Source organism: Legionella longbeachae, assembly GCF_004283175.1.
In the GTDB taxonomy this organism is placed as follows: Bacteria; Pseudomonadota; Gammaproteobacteria; order Legionellales; family Legionellaceae; genus Legionella; species Legionella longbeachae.
This window is the reverse complement of record NZ_RXNW01000004.1, coordinates 221,086-240,009: the sequence shown is the minus strand read 5'-3', so window position 1 is coordinate 240,009 and position 18,924 is coordinate 221,086. Positions and strand designations below refer to the sequence as shown.

Sequence of the window (18,924 nt, the reverse complement as noted above, 5' to 3'; positions counted from 1 at the left end):
CCCTGCTTTTCCATGTACTATTCTCTTTATAAAGATATAAGGAACATTTTTTATGTTGAGCGAGACTTGTAGTATTTCTCATAGATTTCTTTATTCATTTTGACTTCCAAAAATGAATAATCTACTACCACTTTTTAAATGGGGAACCGATTGCCTAGTTTCTAATGGCTACTCAATAGAACACTCGCCAGAAATTGTATTGTCAACACCATGGTCTCATATGATCCGCTTTGCAACATCAACAGAAAATTTTTATTTAAAACAAACACCACCATCCTTATTTCTATCCAATGAGCCCAAGATCATTCGGCTTTTATCTTCCCAATTCCATGCCAATGTGCCTGATGTAATCGAGATCAACAATGATTTACATTGTTTTCTAATGAGAGATGCAGGTATTTCTTTGCGTCAAACGCTTAAAACTAACTTCATGCCAGAGCTATTATGCCAAGCAATAAAGCAATATACCGCAATCCAACGCAGAGCAGAAGATTGCATCGCAAGGTTTCTCAAACTAGGCGTACCTGATTGGCAATTAAATCAATTACCCTTTCTTTATGATCACATGTTAAAACAAACTGCTTTTTTAAAAGCAGAGGGTCTAACGGATAAAGAATTGCAAACATTACACAGTCTAAGTCCGAAATTTTCAGCTCAGTGCAAATTATTAGCAAGCTTTAGGATCCCTGAAACCATAGGTTATCATGATTTTCATGATAAGAATGTTCTTCTTGATCCAAATACTAAAAGAATGACGTTTGTTGATTGGGGCGAGACCGCTATCATTCATCCATTTTTTTCGTTGCATACCTCTCTGGAACAATCGATTACTCACCATGGAGTAACAGAAGATGATTCAATCTACCAGCAACTTCAAGATGCTTGCCTTGAAAATTGGTTAGGATTAGCGACAAAGGAACAGCTATTAAGTGCGTTCCTTTTAGCCAAACAAATCCGGCTGTTTTGGAATATACTCGCATCTAATCAGTTTATACTGAGTGTGGATCGACAAGCCTACCAAGCCTATTATCCCAATCAGAATAGCCCGATCGCCGATGGCTTTAGAACGTTTCTTGAGAATATCCATTAACCCAAAAAATTCGTTGTCATTAGTAATAACCAAAATAAGCGACTTCGTATTTCTATGAGCATTCATGATATACTACTGACATAATTTGGCAGCAGTAATTAGCACAACATGTCCCGAACTGAACGTTTATTTGATTTAATTCAATTATTACGACGTCATCGATTACCCGTTAGTGGCAAAAATCTTTCAGAAGAATTAGGCGTGAGCCTACGAACTCTTTACCGAGATATAATAACCTTACAATCCTTTGGCGCGCCAATCGAAGGTGAGCCCGGTGTCGGTTATGTGCTAAAACCTGGATTTATGTTACCTCCTTTAATGTTTTCAGATGATGAAATTGAAGCAATGGTATTAGGATCACGTTGGGTTGCACAACGAGCAGATACTCAACTTAAAACTGCTGCTCAAAATGTGCTTGCAAAAATTTCAGCAGTTTTGCCTTCTGATTTAAAACGGCAACTGGAAACTTCGGGGCTGTTAGTCCCTCCAGGAAAATGTATTGAAAGTAAGGATAGTGATCTTATTCTCATTCGCAAAGCAATACGTTTAGAGCGAAAGATGGAAGTAGAATATCAAGATCTACAAAACAATCATTCGACACGAATACTCTGGCCTATCGCGCTCGGTTTTTTTGATGAAGTGCATCTTATGGTGGCTTGGTGTGAATTAAGGCAGGATTTTCGTCACTTCAGGACCGATAGAATTCTTCAATTATCCATTAAAGAGCAAAAATATTCTTCAACACGGCAATTCCTTTTAAAGAAATGGCGTACCCTACATAATATTCCCCCATCCTATTGAATGATGCTGACAAAAACTGTCACGACCCTGCCGTATATTCTCCAACAGGTTAATAACTGAAAACTACGCAGATCTATCTAACCCACTCCTAGAGCGGGTTTTGCATTACTTGAAACAGTGTCCGACGATGTTTCTTGCAGGATAAATGAGCAAGTTTAGAACAAAAAAGTAACCTATTCACCATAAGGATGGAGATGAACGACCTCTGAATTGTGAAAAAATCCGCACTAGCAGTGGGTTAGATAGATCTGCGTAGTTTTCAGTTAATAAAATAAAAAACAGGAGAAAGCATGTCGTTCGATCCCAATTTAGTTCTATTTTATGTGAGCAATATAGAAAAAAGTTCTCATTTTTATTCAGAATTACTCACTGCACATCCTATACACACCGAGCCTGACTATGTGATGTTTTTATTAAAATCTGGCTTACGATTAGGTTTGTGGTCTCAAAATTCTGCCCAACCGGCCCCCACTACGCTTGGTGGTGGTAGCGAGCTCGCCATTTTGGTTGGCTCTGAACAAACGATTGATGAACTTTTTGGAAATTATCAAAATAAGGATTTTAAAATAATACAAGAACTGACTCACATGGATTTTGGTTATACCTTTGTAATCTGCGACCCAGATGGCCATCGCATTCGCTTTTTTTCAAAGAAATGACTATGAATCAAAACTGGCTCGCTGTCGCCTGTGCTTCCCACGTGCGAATTGGAATGGAAGGAGGCTTTATGCAAGTTTGCCATGGTAAACTTGCACCTTTAAAAAGAATAAAAGCAGACGATTGTATTATTTATTACTCGCCAACCTCGCACTTTGGCGGCACCAAGAAAGTGCAGGCATTTACGGCAATTGGAATAGTTCTACCCGGCGAACCTTATCAAGTGGATATGGGCAATGGTTTTTATCCTTTTCGACGCAGTGTGCTTTGGTCCAATAAAGCGATTGATGTTTCAATACATACACTGATTGAATCGCTGGAATTAACAAAAAATACCAAGAATTGGGGATATCAATTTCGTTTTGGCGTATTAAAAATCAGTGAACACGACAAGCGCATCATTGCCCATGCCATGCAAGCTTATATTAATTAAAAAAATCTACTTGGAGCTTCTTATGACTGCTATTATACCTCAACTAACCCAAATTCAAGCACTGACAGTAACTGGAATAAGTGTGAGAACAAAAAATGAGGAGGAGTTTAATCCTCAAAAAGCACAACTGCCTCATCTTTGGGAACAATTTTATGCCTCGAAAGCCCAAGGAATAAAACAAAATACCCCTGTTTATGGCGTGTATCATCGCTATGAATCCGACTCATCAGGATATTATACAGTAACTGCAGGAATAGAAATTCCGAATGAGTCCAAAGCCACACACTGGGATAGAGTCATCATAAAAGCAGGAGATTATCTGGTTTTTGAAGCAGCAGGGACTACTCCTTCAGCAATCATTAAAGCTTGGAAAACTATTTGGAACTATTTTAATGAGACATCAAAATACCAACGAAGCTATCTTACTGATTTTGAGCTCTATAGAACTCCTCTTGAAAGCGCAGTGTATATAGGCATTAAGTAACCAACATAAGAGCACTACTATATGACAACAACCCCAATAATAGATTCACTTATAACACTTCAAAGCGAGCTTGAGCCACTCAAAAAGCCTGCGTCAGAGCAAAAGGCAACCTATTATAAAACTGGACCAGGTGATTATGCGGAGCATGACCAATTTATAGGAGTTAGCGTCCCTGATTTAAGAAAAATTGCCAAACGCTATCAGGAGTTACCTCTTATCTTGTTACAAGAATTGCTGTATTCACCCATCAATGAAGAGCGATTATTAGCCTTGTTGATTTTAGTAACCCGTTATCAAAAAGGAGATGCAGACCTACAACAAACGATTTTTCAATTTTATTTAACTCACATCAATCAGGTTAATAACTGGAATTTGGTTGATGCTTCAGCTCACTGGATTATTGGTGCCCATTTATTAAAAGAAGATAAAACATTCCTGTCCACACTGGCAAAAAGCACTAACCTTTGGGAAAAACGTATAGCGATAGTCGCCACCAAGCGTGTCGCTACCTCGTTAAAAATTCTGGGACATCCAAGTCCCCAGAATTCACTCGCCAACGCGACAGGTTAAAGACCGCGAGCGTCCTGTTTCCGGCACGTTTGCTCTGAACGAGCAAAGCGTATGCCTACACCAACGACTTAACGACTGCATAAAGATTTACTCCGCATCCCTACGGGCTGTCTGCGTAAATCGCACTCTATCGCGGACTATGCGCCTCGGCTTTCAGCCTTCCTTGGCGCACAGCGTTGGTATTTTATCCGAAACGACTCTTTTGAATGTACGCTGAAACTTGCAGAAAAACTGCTGTGTGACCATCATGATTTAATTCATAAGGCAGTAGGCTGGATGTTAAGAGAAGTCGGGAAACGCAACCAATCCATCCTCATCGAATTTTTAAATCGCCATGCGTATCGAATGCCAAGAACCATGCTCCGTTACACCATTGAACGATTGATGCCAACAACGCGAAAAACTTATTTATTAGCTAAGAAGCAAATCCTGGATAGTGAAATATAACTTTCTTGGCAAGGCTACATGCTCTAATACTACACGCAGTATGACCATCCCCAATGAGTTAAAAAAGTATTTTTATCCTCTTCTGACTGCTGAACAGTTCTATTTTTTCCAGTCAAAACCTGTTCAAGATAATAGCGTCCATCCTCAAAGAATCGTTGAAGCTGATAAAATCGACACAATTCATGGTTAATGCTGCATTTGGGGTTTAATTTTAAATAGAACTCAGTCAATGGAGCCTGTTCATAATGCCAAAGATCTCTCTCAATCGGTGCAATTTTAACTCCGTCCCAATCAACCAACCAAACATCAAAAGGAGTTTGTAGTACATTATAGTGGTGAGGGTCACCATGAGTTAAAGCAAAAGGGATTGACTGCTGACTGAACTGCTTTTTCCATTCTTGTAATTGAGATAGTCCTTGTAACAATTGCTTTTTATGACGTTTTAGTTGGGACAACATCGATTCTGCATGCGTTTTCTCAATCACCTCAACTGCATTGTTAATCCAACCCTTTATCCCTAATGCATAATTGATATCAAAATGTTCTATTTCAAAAAATGAGAACTCATGAGCTGGAATTTGATGTAATTGAAATAGAAGAGTAGCCATTTTATCGGCCAAAAGCTGATTGGGCGTATAGGCTGGATGAATCCCTTCAATGTAGTCAAACAATGTCAAAATCAATTTATTGCTCCTAAAACAATAATGACCCTGAACATCTGAAATCATATAAGACAAGTTCTTCATGCCAAATTCGTTTCTGAATCGATTTAAAGCGATACCGGTCTGATTAAGTGATTCAATTGTAGGATGGATTGGAACCAGCGATTGGCCTTCAGGATAAACTTTTAGAAAATATTTTTTAGTCGTATTCGTCGAAATAACAAATCCATAAAAAGACCCCACCGCAACAAAATGGAGCTCTGAGGCCATAATCTGATAGCCTTGATATAAAAAATCCATCAGCTGTTCATCAGAATAATTTAATTCTCTACGGCGCATCTCTAGCCCTCTAAGATTATTTGTCTAAATAGCAGGTGTAACGTTTACCATGCTTATTCATAAATGCCTCACATCGAAATCCACATTGCTGATAAAAACCGTAAGCCTCATCATCTGTTTCAGCGCGAAGCGTTTGTATTGGAAAATGATTGAGTGCATACATCAGCATGTTCTTACCTATTCCTTGGTTTCTATATGCTTCAATTACCGCAATATGTCTGATTATGGCAAAACTCTCCTCTAAATGAAGACCAATCACACCAACTAAGTCATTTTTTAAAAACGCCCCTACAAGATGCTGGCCAGATTGAGTATAGGATAGAAGTACTTGTTCCATTTTTTCAGGTGTTGGGCATCCAACGCTTGGTTCAAGGAGATTGGACAATCCGGGATAAGAAAATGAAATTTCTTTACACTCAATCTCAAGCTGCAATTTTTTCCTAACCAACTCCATAAGTTCCATGACAAGCATATTGATGCTGTCCTGCGAAGAATCAAGAATAATGCCACCCATTTCAATAGTTTTCTCTTTAAGAAATAGAGCCCAATTGTTCATGTGGATATCTGCTAACTCAGGCTGATTGCGAAGTACACTCAACCGATGCTCTCGTATGGCTTGCTCCGTGTGTAAGCAAATCAGTAAATAATTTTTTATGCCATGCTCTTTAAGTGGTGTTAAAGCAAACTCGGGATTAAATTGCCCTTCAAGGCCTAGCGCTCCGGAACTTGCGCCCTGATGCAAAATCTAGAATAACTAAATTAAATGACTTAAATTCTACCAATTGGATTATAACTACATGTAAATTCAAACGGTTTAGACTCGGCCTGTCCATTTAAATGTAAATAGTAACCTTCATTTTTAAGTAACAAATTAAGATCAAGTAAATTATCTACTTCATACAAATAATCACGATGAGGGGATTCCCAATCAGAAATTTGCATTAGCGCTTTTTGTTTTGCTGTAAATTCATCAGTAGCAACTACAAAAATATTTTTATGTAATTCAGTAAATTGCCTTTTATCGTAACCACCTAAGTTTACGAAAAATAATTTATTACTATGATCGTCTGGTTGCTCTTGTGAAATTTGAATGCTATGTCCATCCGCATAATTTAAAATGCCCCATGCATCTATATGTAAGCTTTTTGGTAAGCCCCACCAGCTTTTTCTAAGAGCATCATAGGTATCTTCAATAGTGTTAGCCGCTATAAAGCGGATATCATGGAGTTCGATTAGAGAATTAGGATGGCTGCCACCAATATATACTACAAATAAATTCATTATTAATCATCCTAAGGAGACAGCAGTTTTTTGAGCTTTGTCTGTACTTATTTCAGCATTTACATAAGCCCATGCAAATACTCCAGAATCCAGTTGAACTTTGATTCGTTTATAATCTGAAACTTCATATGAATCAGCTTGAATTAACTCTTCGAAGCTTATTTCAAAAACCGTTCCTATTACTTGATGCTCAGGATTCCCGGTATACGTGATAATTGGGTGTATTTTTTCACCACTTGTTGCAACAACATCAGGATCTTTGATTTCTAAAGTTGATAACTCAAATTCGGATAAAATATCTTTACAGCCATCAAGCTTACGACCAAAATTTGCGATTTGTACATTTTCAAACTGCAATGTTCCATATGAAAATATTTTTTCATGATACATCGATAAATCCTCTTAACTATAGTTCCTACTTTAATTTTGTGGTTGATATTACCACTCGATTTAGATAGATTACAACGAAAATTTTAATAAGAAATAGCCGCTTGAGTTCCGACTCTGGCTATTCTAGGAACTGACTTAACGAGTAAAATATGATGATAACGATGGATGCTGTTGACCTAACTCAGGAAGAAATAAGTTTTATAAAAACACGACATGCTACAAAGCAATTAGCATTTGCTTTGTTATTTAAATGGTACCAAGGGAGTCATCAATTTATCGATGACCTGACAAAGGTGCCCAGTTTTATTATTAATAAACTGGCTAAGTTGCTCGATGTTCCTCCAACAATAAGCAAAGTATCATCAAGAACTTATGATAATTATATCTCATTGATTAGAAAATACTTTAATACATCATTCTCTAAAAAAGCACATTATAAAGAACTCGAAGGATGGATTAAAAACGAGTTATTGCCAACCAATTATTTAGCAGAAGAAGAGATAAAAACCCTTGCCGTGCATTATTTAAAAGAAAAAGGCATCGAGTCATTTAAAGAAAAAACGATGGCGCGAATTATTCTTGATGCCACTAATGCCTTTGAGAATGAGTTGTTTGAAAAACTAAAGAACACCTTAGCACCAGAAGGTGAAGCACAGTTGAATGGATTATTACTACCCTATAAAGAAGGACTATCCTATCTGGGATGGATAAATAAAGAGATTAATAATCCATCACTTGAATCAATGTTGGACTTAATGGAACAATTATCCATAGTGCACCGATTTAACTTTGATCTAGCCACCATTAGACTTATTCCAAGAAAAAGGATTCTCCATTATTCAGACGCATTTACTCGTTTAAATCCTAGTGACTTAAAGCAAATGACCGATAATAACCGATGCGCTCATTTGCTGATACATAGCCACATTAGAAAAGAGCAACTTACTGATAAAATAATTGATATGTTCAATCGCATTATCCGTAATGTGATTCATAAATCAGAAAAACGTGTCGTTAAAAAGCTTATCAATAGTGTAAAAAAAGTTTACGGTAAAGATATTATCCTTTTTAATATAGCTGAGGCATGCCTGGAACAGCCGGATGGAACGATACGAGATAAAATTTTTCCTATTGTTGGCCAGGATAAATTAAGAAATATTATTGACGAGTATAAGAAAAAAGGACCAAAGTACCAGAGTCTTCTTCATCAACAGATTAGGAGCTCTTACGCAAGTTATTATCGACGTATGGTCCAACCTTTATTAGAAAATGTGGTTTTTCGCTCTAATAACTCAGAGCATCAACCAATACTCGATGCATTGGCACTCATCAAAAAATATTTTGATAGCAACAAAGTTTATTTTCCAGATAATGAAGATGTACCGATGGATTGCTTGCCAGATAAATGGCAAAAACGCATTGTTGATACCCATACCGGAAAAATTAAACGAATTTGTTATGAAGTCTATGTTTTAAAAAAACTTGCAGACAGGATTAGATGCCGTGAAATATGGATTGAGGGATCTTTCAAACACCGAAACCCAGATGAGGATTTGCCTAATAATTTTGAAGAGAATAAAGAAGAATATTTTGATAATCTGTCTTTACCTCTTGATGGAGAGGTATTTATTGCACAATTAAAGAAAAAATTAACAGGTGCATTAACGGCTTTAAATGACACCATTCCCAAAAATCCAAATGTTCGAATAAGCCCTCAAAATGGCGGTCGTATTATTGTCACACCACTTACACCTCAAGCAGAATCAAAAAGCGTTGGAATTATAAAAAAACATTTACAAGAAAAATGGGAGGGAACCAATTTAATTGATATGTTTAAAGAAGTCGATTTGGAAAATCGGTTTACCCATGATTTTATTTCTTATGGCCAGAAAACGTATTTAAAACCAAACGAAATTTCAGAAAGGATCTTGCTCACGATCTATGGAATGGGTACAAATGTTGGGTTAAAACATATGTGCGCTGGAAATCCACATGTCACCGACTACCAGCTTCGACATATTAAGAATTACTTTTTATCCTCTGATAATTTAAAAAATGCACAGAGTAAAGTGGCAAATGCCTTATTTAAAATAAGGTTAGAAGAGGTATGGGGTGGCATGCCAATAGCTGTTGCCAGTGATTCCACGCAGTTTTCAGCCTACTTTCAAAATCTGATTTCAGAATACCATAATCGCTATGGAGGAAGAGGCGTGATGATTTACTGGCATGTTGAAAAAAATGCCAGTTGCATTCACTCGCAACTAAAAAGTGTGTCGAGCTCTGAAGTTTCGGCCATGATTGAAGGTGTTTTAAGACACTGTACCGAAATGTCCGTTCAAAAAAACTATGTAGATACTCATGGCCAAAGCGAAGTTGGTTTTGCCTTCTCGCATCTTTTAGGCTTTTCCTTGATGCCACGGCTTGCCAATTTGAATAAACAAAAATTAGCACAATGCGAACTGGGCGATTATCAACAATATAAAAATCTACAGGCTGTTCTGACTGATACCATTAATTGGCAGTTAATTAAAGAGCAATATAGCCAAATAGTAAAATATACTGCCGCAATGAAGGCAGGTCATGCTGATCCAGAATCCATTCTCAGGCGTTTTAACCAAAACAACCTAAAACATCCAACTTATATGGCATTATCTCAATTAGGCAAAGTTTTAAAAACTATATTCATTTGTAATTATTTAATGCACGAATCTATCAGGCAAGAAATTCAAGAAGGATTAAATGTAGTTGAGCTTTGGAATGGCGTTAGCAAGTTCATTTTTTATGGTCGTGCTGGGGAAATTTCATCCAACCATGAAAAAGCGCAAACGTTATCTGTAATGTCGTTACATCTTTTACAACTATCTATGGTTTATATCAATACATTAATGATTCAACAAATTATCGAAGAGCTTGGATTAAAAGATCAACTGACAAAAGAAGATAAGCGAGCATTAACTCCCCTTATTTATGAACATGTTAATCCGTATGGTTTATTTCCATTGGATTTATCCACCAGGTTACCCCACCTCGATTATAAGGTAGCTGCATAATGGAACAAATATCAGCTAAAAAAATGGCCCAAAAGGTTTCAAGTCTACTTAAGGCACAAAACCCTAACTATGATTATCTTCGCGATGTATTCAGATTTGTGAGAGAAAATCTTAATATCGAAGTAACAACAACGCCCAAACGCTTACCTTATGTTCCAACTGAAGATGAAATTAGACTCTTTTATAAAACTGTTTGGGAATCTCACGACATCATACCAATGCTTATTGTTAAAGTTTTACTTTATACAGGGATAAGAGTCAGTGAATTAATTAATATCCAGTTATGCGACATTGATTTAACCAATTGTCGAATAAAAATAAATCAGGGTAAGGGAAAAAAAGATAGGGTTGTACCTTTTTCACCAGCATTTAAAGAAACATTAGCGCTTCATTTAAAACAATATAAAAATGAAAACAGGCTGTTTTTATTTGAATCAGGCTTTCGACGCCACTATACCGATCGTGGAATTAGAAAAATACTAATGCGATATACCAGACTTGCTGGCATTGAGCGCTCCATATCCCCCCATAAACTAAGACATTTTTTATTTACTTGGCTTAAGAAACAAAACATTGATGATGCCTTTATTCAACCCTACTCAGGACATGCTAAAAGGGATTCTCTTGAAATATATTCAAAATTAAGCCTGGCAGATGCACAAGATAAGTATAATGATGTTATTGGGGATTTTCCCATCTAATTTTCTAGATTTTTGCGTCAGGGCGCAAGTTCCGGAGCGCTAGGCCTAATATTGGATGAAATAACTAAGCTTTGATAATGATTGTGATACATCAAATGGGGTATGGATGCATGAATTTGTTCAATCATTTTTCTTATATCTTGCAACGGATTTTCACTTTTTTTATGTGGTGAAATTTCATTATGCAGGCAAAATTCTAAAAGAAATTTTAATGCTTTGGCTGGCGAAATATCTGATGAGCCTCGTTTTTGTAAATCAAATTGATGTGCAATTTTATTTAAGTACTCCCGCTCATATTCTGAAATACGTAAGGTAATGACATCATTTTCTTTCATAGAGGGGCTCATTTATTGAATCAATACAAGTATACAATAGTATTATTTATGTATACAACTGTATTTTTAAGTTGATATCCATTGATTTTACAAGGGGCCTATGTATACAATTGTATACATAGGGATTTTACTTTAAATTACTCGTTTTTAAAAGGTTGTTTAGTTATTTATATATAAATCATATGGTTATGCACAAATTCTTTAAAGCAATCACATTGCGTGGTGTGTGTAGAATCAGAAAATATAACTAGGCACCACCCTTGTGAAGTACTACCATTAGTATAGATAGAACAATGGACTATGGAATAAATAAAGAGCGCGTGCCTTTGCGCGTTTGTGAAGGAATAAATTAGCTATCTAACTAGGATAAAAAAATGAAACTATTTTTTCAAAAGGATGTGATAATTGATCGTATAAAAAAATTAATTCAATTACTCATCCGAATTAAAGATTTTGTATTAGAACCACCACCAGGTTATCTTGAATATCAAAAAGCCATTGCATCAAAAGATGAACACTTTAATTATATGGAAAATGAATATTTTAAACGACATATTTTGCCTTATATTATTAAAGGTCATGATGTAAAGCATAGTGATCATTATTCCATTGATCAACAGCAATTATTTAATAACCATCCACAAGATACTTTTAGAATAAATCCTGTCACTGGGTTGCCTATGATTGGTTCGTACGATGCTGGTGGTAGTCCATTTGGATTTAATTACAATCACTCCATACATCATCAAATTAATCATCATTCTAGCTTTAGCAATATGCATACGGGCAACCAATTTAATTCATTTGATTATTGGAATAGATAGTTAATTAACATATGTTAAGAAATTTGTAATATTAAGCGAGGATATAATGCCTTTAAATACGGAATATAAAATTTTGACGCCAGTTAAATTTATATTCTCTAAAAGAGGGTTGTTCTCTATATTGAAAGAGCTTCCAGAACTAATCTTTCTCGGTGTTATAGTTGCTTTTTGTTGGGGAATAATAATATCCGTTTCTCAATTCATCTAGTTAATGCGTGTTATAGGTATTGCATAAGATTCAGAAATGGGCAAATATATGCCGGTTATTTAATGTAACTGGCAATTTATAGAGTAAGGTCTGATTAGACAAGTAATCAGACCTAACAAGTTATATACCCCCTGCCCCTCAATGCTTTAGTAACAAATTTAAATTAGTTTCAATCCGATCTGTTTAAATTATAGTCCCAGGTATAGGTGCTATTTAAATATCTCCATGGGCTTACAATACCATTATTGAGTAATAGCCCTGGGTGTTGCCATATGATTTTCGTTCACAAGTGTCTTATCGAGTAATTTAGCCAATAGACTAACAAAAGCGATAAACTCTAACCCCATATCTGGATCATCTTTAATAATTTTGTGCGCACGAGGATTACGAAGGCCCGAAACAGCTCCTGTGAACAAATCCATAAAGCCTTTTTGTTCATCCTCATCACTTCTATCTTCTAATAAATTAAACTTTAACTTGGGATTTTTTGGACTAAAAGCTTTTTGCATTAGTGCAACACCATCTTCCGTAAAACCTGATTTAAGTCTGACCATTTCACTCAGTGCTTTTACTGAATCTTCAATAGCGTTAGCATAATGGCCATCCAGAAACAATGCGTTCACTGCAATTTCAATTTTTGGATGTAAACTTAGACCTTCATATGCTTTAATGGCCCTAACGCCAAAACCCAATCTATCTATCTCTTCTAGCTCCTCTAAGAAACCCTGCTTAATTGACTCTAAGGTAGAAATAGCATGTTCAACCTTATGTCTTATTATTCCTCTTATATCGGAGGGATTATTGTGCAGCGAAAGAGATAAATAGCTTAGGTTCGAAAATGAATGATATTGATTATATTCAAAAGTATCATTTCCAAATATCCCTATGATGAGTCGGCTAATCCTTTGGGATAGAGCTACAATTTCAGGTTCGTTTCCTTTTGATATAGTTTTAATATCGAAACCCTTAAGAGCGTCGATTCCTCGATCTAATTTAGGAATTGCCACCTGCATTTCCTCAATAGATAGTTTTGCTAAAGGAAGGCTCGAAGAAAATTGCCCTTTCATATAATATCCTTTTACAATACTCATTAATTGTTAAATATTTGAATTGCAATGTTATAACTTATTTTTTAAAAATCAACTGTAGTAAATAGGCGAATGACCTTTATATACACTCTTATTAAAAAAAATTTATATATTCATTCATAAATGATTTATTTAGATTTGCAGGCCAACAAAAGTCTACTTTTACGATTAATCAGACTTAGCATAAATTACATGGCGAAATTTATTATCCACCAATGAAATAACTTTTATTCAAATTCCCAAGATTAGCAATTCTAACTCTTGGCACACATATCAATCCCTGCCCTAATACTTCTGGAACAATATGATTTTGAAGAATATCAAGCAAAGTTTTTCCTAAAGCTGGTTTTATTGCGGCTCTTTCTTCATTCTCCATCCAGTAAAGATGGAGATAAACTTTAGTTGCTCTTGGATTGTCAAAACCAATGTAAGAAAAAGCTTTCTTGAATAACCCCACTGTGGGCGGTGTTTACATCCATATTAGGTACAGCTCGTAGAGCTTCATGAATCTGATTGAACAGATTTTTAAAATTGATTACATCAGTGTTTATATTATGTGAAATAGTAAGTGTTAATTGTGGCATTTATTTTTCCTACTGAATTTTAAATAATTCAATCCAACGCGAGGAAGTATTTGCTCCATAATAAAATAAAATTTTTTACATAGCTCAACTCTATTCTGCTTTTTGTTGATTTAGAATTAAAACTTCTCTTCTAATTTCCTTCTCAAGCTGCTCTTCTGTCGGTAAATATAATTGATATTTACTAGCAAATATTTGTTTGGCTTTATCTCCTAGCATATATCTAGCCATTTCCTCGCTCTTTTCAGTACAAAGTACCAGACCAATCGTGGGGTTATCATCATTTTGTTTTATTTCTTTATCGAAGTAATTCACATACAATTGCATTTGTCCTAAATCTGCGTGAGTTAATTTTCGGGTTTTTAAATCAATAATAACGTAACATTTAAGAATAACATGGTAAAAAACTAAATCAGCATAGAAATGATCACCATCAAAAGTTAATCTTTTTTGACGTCCAACAAACGAGAAACCTTTTCCTAGCTCTAATAAAAATTGCTGTAAATTGTTAATCAAAGCTTCTTCAAGTTCCGACTCAACTAATTTCGTTGATTCCGGTAGCCCTAAAAACTCTAATACAACTGGTTCTTTTATAGCATCTTCCGGCTTATTAATTTCTTGACCTTCTTTAGCTAGATTTATTAATCCTTCCTTATCTTTGCTTTTAGCTAATCTATCATAAAGTAAACTATTTATTTGCCTTTCAAGCTCTCTTCCACTCCAACAGTTTTTTTCTGCTTCAACTGTATAAAATTGTCGTGCTTCTTCTCTGTCAATTCTCATTAATGCCCGATAATGAATCCAGCCTAAATTCAGTCTTAAGCCAGTTTTTATAGATTCGCCACGCACTGCGTGGCTAATTTGTAAATCTGGGTAAGCAAGGTAAAATTGCCTAATATCTTTTAATGTACTAACGCTAAATCCTTTCCCATACTTTTTAGTTAAATAATGTGAGAGCTCTTGCAAAAGATGGCTTCCATATGTTGCTCGAATCTGACCTTTCTGCTCTGCTTCAATAATATCTCTGCCAATGAGCCAGTATGCCTGTACCATTTCAGAGTTTACTGAGCGTTGAACTCTGGTTCTAGCAACTTCTATATACTCTGATGCTTTTAGAGATAAATTTTCAGCAGTCTGTTTTTCTAAAATAGATAACTCATTATTTTTCATTAAGTTATAACCTTATTATTCCACAACAATTCAACAATTATATCTTAATAAGGTCAGCATTACCCAGAAACTATTTCAGAAATCGATCTGTACTTCTAGAAATAAAGGAGGATATAAACGCATAATAAAACGCTGATAGAAGGTAAAATAATTTATTTGTTACAATCTAAATATGAGCTTAATGAGTTTAGATAAGTATTAACTTCATTGTCCGCACATAAGTCAATGTGGGATATATTTATTCTGTATAAATATCTAACTTCTTCTGATTGAGAGGTCTTTAATAAAGAAGACTTCGCAAGAACATTTCTATAACCTTCCCCAGTCAAATAATATATTTCCTCACCTTTAGTTTTATAAACACCAAAATCTTGCGGTTCAAATTCTATAATATATTTAATTAGACTGTTTGCATTGTCCTTAATAAATTCAGTAATTCTATTTTTAACAAGGGTAGAATATCCAATTTTAACAGAACAAATACTAGGTAATTTTCTATTCAATAAACAATCGCACAAAAATATTAATAACTTTATTTCGTTTAAAGAAGTATTTAACGAATTAAGATTTGCAATTTGTTTTAATAATGACCATATATCATAGTCAGTAATATTACAATAATAATCAAATAATTCATTAAGTATTTCTTCTTTGCTTTTCTCCTCATCTTTGGAAATATGATTTAAAAAACTAATTAAAGGAAAATGGTTGATTTGGGTTATCTGAGAAAGTTCAGCTATATGGTTTTTTATTAATTTAAAAACATTTTTTAGCATAAATTCATATGCGCATTTGATCCTATGAAAATATACATTTTTATTCATCAAACGTCTTGCCATAATATAATGCTCAACTGCATTAATCCCTTTTTCTTCAATACAAATAACACTGTCTATCGGGCAAATACGTAAACAATCAATTAACCAATATAAGTCAAAATTCCCATAACTAACTCCACAAAAATGGCTATCTCTTAATAAATAATCAAAACGATCCACATCAAGTTGTGAAGATATTATTCCATGTAATTTATGAGTCTTTACACGGTAAATCTGTTTGACTGTTTCACTATATTTTTCTTTGATAATATTTTCTTTTATTAATCTATCAATGAACACATTTGACCAGTCTTCATGTTTTACTTCCATTATTTTTTTTGTTTCCGAATCAAAAATATTGTTTGCTTTTAACGCTTCGTTAAATATTTGTTCGAAAGTATGAGAAAAGGGGCCATGGCCAATATCATGAATAAGTGCAGTTATTGCTAAGGAAATCATATCTGGATCATCTTTTTTGCAATCATTCTGGACTTTCGGCAAACGTGCGTGACTAAAGACAGAGCGGTTGTTTAGCCTATAGCCTCAATGATTTTAGGAGGAGACTTAATGATAAATGGCACCAATAAACTAGAAACTGTCAAACAAGCCTTTAGGCACTGGCGAGCCACAAGAACAAAGCGCGGGCAAATCCCCGATGAGTTATGGGAGCAGGTCAAGGGACTATTGGGTGATTATACTCCATCGAAAATCGGCAGTCATTTAGGAATTAGTCCAATCCAAATCAGGAAAAAATTAGTACCTGTCCAGAATACTAGTCCGCAGTTTGTTGAGGTAAAAGGAAAACCTACGAGGCTTGATTCAGAGTTTCTATCAAATAGCGATGCGCCTTGTAGTGTTGAACTTCATCGCCCCTGTGGCAGTATACTGAAAATCAACGCAGTACCGATGAGTAGGATATCAAAACTCATGCTGGATTTTATGGGGTAACGATGCTGCAGATTACCCCACAACATCGGTTGTTACTTGCTGTTGAACCGGTTGATTTTAGAAAAGGCATCGATGGCTTAAAAGCCTTATGCCGACAAAAGCTTCTTGATGACCCCTTCAGCGGTACCGTATTTGTTTTTACCAATCGCATGCGAACCTCAGTGAAACTATTCGTGTATGATGCGAGTGGCTTTTGGCTCTGTCAGAAACGGTTTAGTCGAGGCAAATTAGCTTGGTGGCCTAGTGGATTGAGTCCTTCCGTTCCATTACGTTCCAGTGAGTTATTGATACTGCTTGCCCAAGGCCATCCCATAAAAGCAAGCCTTCCAGACGATTGGCGTTCTATTGCTTAGGCGGCTAGTGATGATTCGAACCAAGCCCTGGTGGCCTCAAAATTCCAGGGAAGCCAGGCTTGAGGCTCTTTAACAATTTGGTCTTTGTAAACCTGAAGTGCAATTAGGTATTCAAAGGGGTTAATACCGGATAACTCACAGGTATAAATAATACTCGTGAGTACGCCGCCTACCATAGCACCGTATTCAGATTTATAAAACAACCAGGTATTACGGCCTCTGATGGGGATTTTCAACCCTCGTTCCATGTCGTTATTGTGGATGGGCGCACCGGGAGTTTGTAAAAAACGGGTGAGTCTCTCCCAATGCTTCAGCATGTATTTTATGGCTTTGCCTAAGGAATCATTAGGCTCGACTTGTTTGGATGACAGCAGTTTCTCCATGTACGCTCGGGCTTCAAGCATTGCAGTTTTGCTGTACTTCTGGTGGTAGACTAGACGCTGTTGTTCATCATGTCCAAGTTGTTTTGATTCCTCATCCCTCTTAAATGGAATAGAAAGCCATTTCATGATAGGCAAACAGTGTTCCGGGTAAAATGTTTGTAACTCATCAAACTTACGAAAGCCATGAGACAAGCAGTTACATACAATGGTGTCATGGGTCACTGGGATATTATGACTTAGTGCATCACACATTTGGATGACCTTGCCATTATTCTTATGGCGCTTATTAAGAAGGCGCTCCATGTTTTCGCCAGAGTGACGTTGGCTGTTATAAAAGAGTGCTATTTTATGGGCGCCGTTTTGTGCCAATATTCCTGTGGTGTACATGCCAGTTCGTTTTTTATCAGGGTTTAGTCTGTTGTGCCGAATCGTATCTACAATTCGAAGCACCGTATCGTCATTGTGAATTAAAGAGCCATTCGCCGCGAGTTCCTCTAAAGCAGGGAATACTAACAATGCACATCCAGCTAATTCTTCCATGAGTTGCCATTGGGTAGAGGAGGGAATGGGAAAGCCAATGAGCGATTGAAAATATTCTTGTCGATGAAAAGGCATGGCCATGTAGTACTTTTGTAAGGCCAGCATGGCTTTGAAGCTTGGATGATATTTTTCTTTATCGACATGGGGTGGAACATTGGCCGAAAAAACTTCATTACATAAAGCGCAGCGTAGCTTCTCAATCCAGTATTTATCAACGGATGCTAGATTTTGTCCTTTTATATTAATAAGGATACCTGGGTTGATGGAATAAAGCCTGCCACCACAGTGATGTGGGCATAGTTGTCGAGCACTTAGGGACTCTAAGGCAATGGTGTGTTCCTGTGCATTGATGTAGGCAGTATGTGGAAGGCGTCCATGTCCTGTGGGTTCTTTGGGCTCATTGCTCTCATCATTTGAAGGGCTCGCTTCAGATTCTTCTGCATCGGTGGTATTCTCTTCTGCCTTTGAAGATTTGTCTTGTTGTTTCGTGGTCTTATCTCCTTTGCCAAAGATAAGCCGCTTTAAATTGGATACGGTTATTTTATGCTCGACCAGTGCGCGCGGGATCCAGGAAGCCAGGTTAATACACCCAATCACAAACGTTTTTGTTCCCTCAGGTAAGTTTGATGAGCGCACCAATGCAATGCTCTGCTCAACCTCTTCCTGGGATTTTTCAATGACAATCGGTAGTTCTTTTGCTGGTGTCATTTAGCAACTCTGCTCCTCTTAAGGGCAGCAAGGTTAGCTAGCAGGCGTAATAAAATCAATAGG

23 protein-coding genes are annotated in these 18,924 nt (G+C 36.2%); 12 read left to right on the top strand and 11 right to left on the bottom strand.

Annotation, left to right across the window (positions count from 1 at the left end; all coding sequences use genetic code 11):
• Positions 1–112: 112 nt before the first annotated feature.
• The 7 genes from EKG34_RS05790 to EKG34_RS05760 all read left to right on the top strand — a co-directional run bounded on the left by EKG34_RS05790 (position 113) and on the right by EKG34_RS05760 (position 4,482).
• Entirely contained in the window at positions 113–1,090 is a 978-nt protein-coding gene (locus EKG34_RS05790) for a phosphotransferase (protein WP_080619900.1), read from the top strand.
• 108 nt (positions 1,091–1,198) lie between these two features.
• Positions 1,199–1,891: a helix-turn-helix transcriptional regulator gene (locus EKG34_RS05785; RefSeq protein WP_080619899.1), complete on the top strand. Its 693-nt coding sequence runs from the start codon at positions 1,199–1,201 to the stop codon at positions 1,889–1,891.
• 290 nt (positions 1,892–2,181) lie between these two features.
• Entirely contained in the window at positions 2,182–2,550 is a 369-nt protein-coding gene (locus EKG34_RS05780; protein ID WP_080619898.1) for a VOC family protein, read from the top strand.
• Between the two features lie 2 nt (positions 2,551–2,552).
• Positions 2,553–2,981, top strand: a complete 429-nt coding sequence (locus EKG34_RS05775; protein ID WP_080619897.1) for an EVE domain-containing protein — start codon at positions 2,553–2,555, stop codon at positions 2,979–2,981.
• Positions 2,982–3,003: 22 nt separating this feature from the next.
• Complete coding sequence (locus EKG34_RS05770) at positions 3,004–3,465, top strand: GyrI-like domain-containing protein (RefSeq protein WP_080619896.1); 462 nt, start codon at positions 3,004–3,006, stop codon at positions 3,463–3,465.
• A gap of 21 nt (positions 3,466–3,486) precedes the next feature.
• Entirely contained in the window at positions 3,487–4,035 is a 549-nt protein-coding gene (locus tag EKG34_RS05765) for a DNA alkylation repair protein (RefSeq protein WP_223800072.1), read from the top strand.
• A 75-nt stretch (positions 4,036–4,110) separates the two neighbouring features.
• Positions 4,111–4,482, top strand: a complete 372-nt coding sequence (locus tag EKG34_RS05760) for a DNA alkylation repair protein (RefSeq protein WP_319014226.1) — start codon at positions 4,111–4,113, stop codon at positions 4,480–4,482.
• A gap of 29 nt (positions 4,483–4,511) precedes the next feature.
• Here EKG34_RS05760 and EKG34_RS05755 read toward each other — a convergent pair whose 3' ends face one another.
• The 4 genes from EKG34_RS05755 to EKG34_RS05740 are packed head-to-tail and all read right to left on the bottom strand — an operon-like array spanning position 4,512 to position 7,154.
• Positions 4,512–5,483 carry an aminoglycoside phosphotransferase family protein gene (locus EKG34_RS05755; RefSeq protein WP_080619894.1) on the bottom strand — a complete coding sequence of 324 codons (972 nt, stop codon included), beginning with the start codon at positions 5,481–5,483 and terminating at the stop codon, positions 4,512–4,514.
• A 16-nt stretch (positions 5,484–5,499) separates the two neighbouring features.
• Positions 5,500–6,225, bottom strand: a complete 726-nt coding sequence (locus EKG34_RS05750) for a GNAT family N-acetyltransferase (protein WP_080619893.1) — start codon at positions 6,223–6,225, stop codon at positions 5,500–5,502.
• Positions 6,226–6,251: 26 nt separating this feature from the next.
• Positions 6,252–6,764, bottom strand: coding sequence for a DUF1543 domain-containing protein (locus tag EKG34_RS05745; RefSeq protein ID WP_080619892.1), 513 nt, complete (start codon positions 6,762–6,764; stop codon positions 6,252–6,254).
• Positions 6,765–6,770: 6 nt separating this feature from the next.
• Positions 6,771–7,154, bottom strand: coding sequence for a gamma-glutamylcyclotransferase family protein (locus EKG34_RS05740; protein ID WP_080619891.1), 384 nt, complete (start codon positions 7,152–7,154; stop codon positions 6,771–6,773).
• Positions 7,155–7,303: 149 nt separating this feature from the next.
• Here EKG34_RS05740 and EKG34_RS05735 point away from each other — a divergent pair, with 149 nt between their 5' ends.
• Both EKG34_RS05735 and EKG34_RS05730 read left to right on the top strand, forming a co-directional pair.
• Positions 7,304–10,204, top strand: coding sequence for a Tn3 family transposase (locus EKG34_RS05735; RefSeq protein ID WP_080619890.1), 2,901 nt, complete (start codon positions 7,304–7,306; stop codon positions 10,202–10,204).
• A complete protein-coding gene (locus EKG34_RS05730; protein WP_080619889.1) occupies positions 10,204–10,905 on the top strand; it encodes a tyrosine-type recombinase/integrase in 702 nt (233 codons plus the stop codon). The genes EKG34_RS05735 and EKG34_RS05730 overlap by 1 nt, the downstream gene beginning before the upstream one ends.
• A 17-nt stretch (positions 10,906–10,922) precedes the next feature.
• Here EKG34_RS05730 and EKG34_RS05725 read toward each other — a convergent pair whose 3' ends face one another.
• Complete coding sequence (locus EKG34_RS05725; protein ID WP_223800073.1) at positions 10,923–11,240, bottom strand: hypothetical protein; 318 nt, start codon at positions 11,238–11,240, stop codon at positions 10,923–10,925.
• Between the two features lie 374 nt (positions 11,241–11,614).
• Here EKG34_RS05725 and EKG34_RS05720 point away from each other — a divergent pair, with 374 nt between their 5' ends.
• On the top strand, positions 11,615–12,064 hold the full coding sequence (locus EKG34_RS05720; protein WP_080619888.1) for a hypothetical protein: 450 nt from the start codon (positions 11,615–11,617) through the stop codon (positions 12,062–12,064).
• Positions 12,065–12,514: 450 nt separating this feature from the next.
• Here the strand turns inward: EKG34_RS05720 and EKG34_RS05715 are convergent, their stop codons facing one another.
• From EKG34_RS05715 to EKG34_RS05700, 5 genes are all read right to left on the bottom strand, one after another.
• Entirely contained in the window at positions 12,515–13,339 is an 825-nt protein-coding gene (locus EKG34_RS05715) for a TIGR02391 family protein (protein ID WP_165391539.1), read from the bottom strand.
• A 226-nt stretch (positions 13,340–13,565) separates the two neighbouring features.
• Positions 13,566–13,736 carry a hypothetical protein gene (locus EKG34_RS18550; RefSeq protein ID WP_223800074.1) on the bottom strand — a complete coding sequence of 57 codons (171 nt, stop codon included), beginning with the start codon at positions 13,734–13,736 and terminating at the stop codon, positions 13,566–13,568.
• A gap of 40 nt (positions 13,737–13,776) precedes the next feature.
• Positions 13,777–13,944 carry a hypothetical protein gene (locus tag EKG34_RS18545; RefSeq protein WP_223800075.1) on the bottom strand — a complete coding sequence of 56 codons (168 nt, stop codon included), beginning with the start codon at positions 13,942–13,944 and terminating at the stop codon, positions 13,777–13,779.
• Between the two features lie 90 nt (positions 13,945–14,034).
• Positions 14,035–15,111, bottom strand: a complete 1,077-nt coding sequence (locus tag EKG34_RS05705; RefSeq protein ID WP_080619886.1) for a PDDEXK nuclease domain-containing protein — start codon at positions 15,109–15,111, stop codon at positions 14,035–14,037.
• A gap of 152 nt (positions 15,112–15,263) precedes the next feature.
• Positions 15,264–16,388 (bottom strand): HD domain-containing protein, encoded by a 1,125-nt coding sequence (locus EKG34_RS05700; RefSeq protein WP_080619885.1) that lies wholly within the window; start codon positions 16,386–16,388, stop codon positions 15,264–15,266.
• 108 nt (positions 16,389–16,496) lie between these two features.
• Between EKG34_RS05700 and EKG34_RS05695 the strand changes: the two genes are divergently transcribed.
• Positions 16,497–16,877: a hypothetical protein gene (locus EKG34_RS05695; RefSeq protein WP_105166061.1), complete on the top strand. Its 381-nt coding sequence runs from the start codon at positions 16,497–16,499 to the stop codon at positions 16,875–16,877.
• 2 nt (positions 16,878–16,879) lie between these two features.
• The gene (gene tnpB / locus EKG34_RS05690) at positions 16,880–17,230 is read left to right on the top strand and encodes an IS66 family insertion sequence element accessory protein TnpB (protein ID WP_080619884.1); all 351 of its coding nucleotides are present in this window, start codon (positions 16,880–16,882) and stop codon (positions 17,228–17,230) included.
• Here tnpB and EKG34_RS05685 read toward each other — a convergent pair.
• Positions 17,227–18,861 carry an IS66 family transposase gene (locus EKG34_RS05685; protein WP_080619883.1) on the bottom strand — a complete coding sequence of 545 codons (1,635 nt, stop codon included), beginning with the start codon at positions 18,859–18,861 and terminating at the stop codon, positions 17,227–17,229. The two genes, tnpB and EKG34_RS05685, sit on opposite strands and share 4 nt — an antisense overlap.
• Positions 18,862–18,924 lie beyond the last annotated feature (63 nt).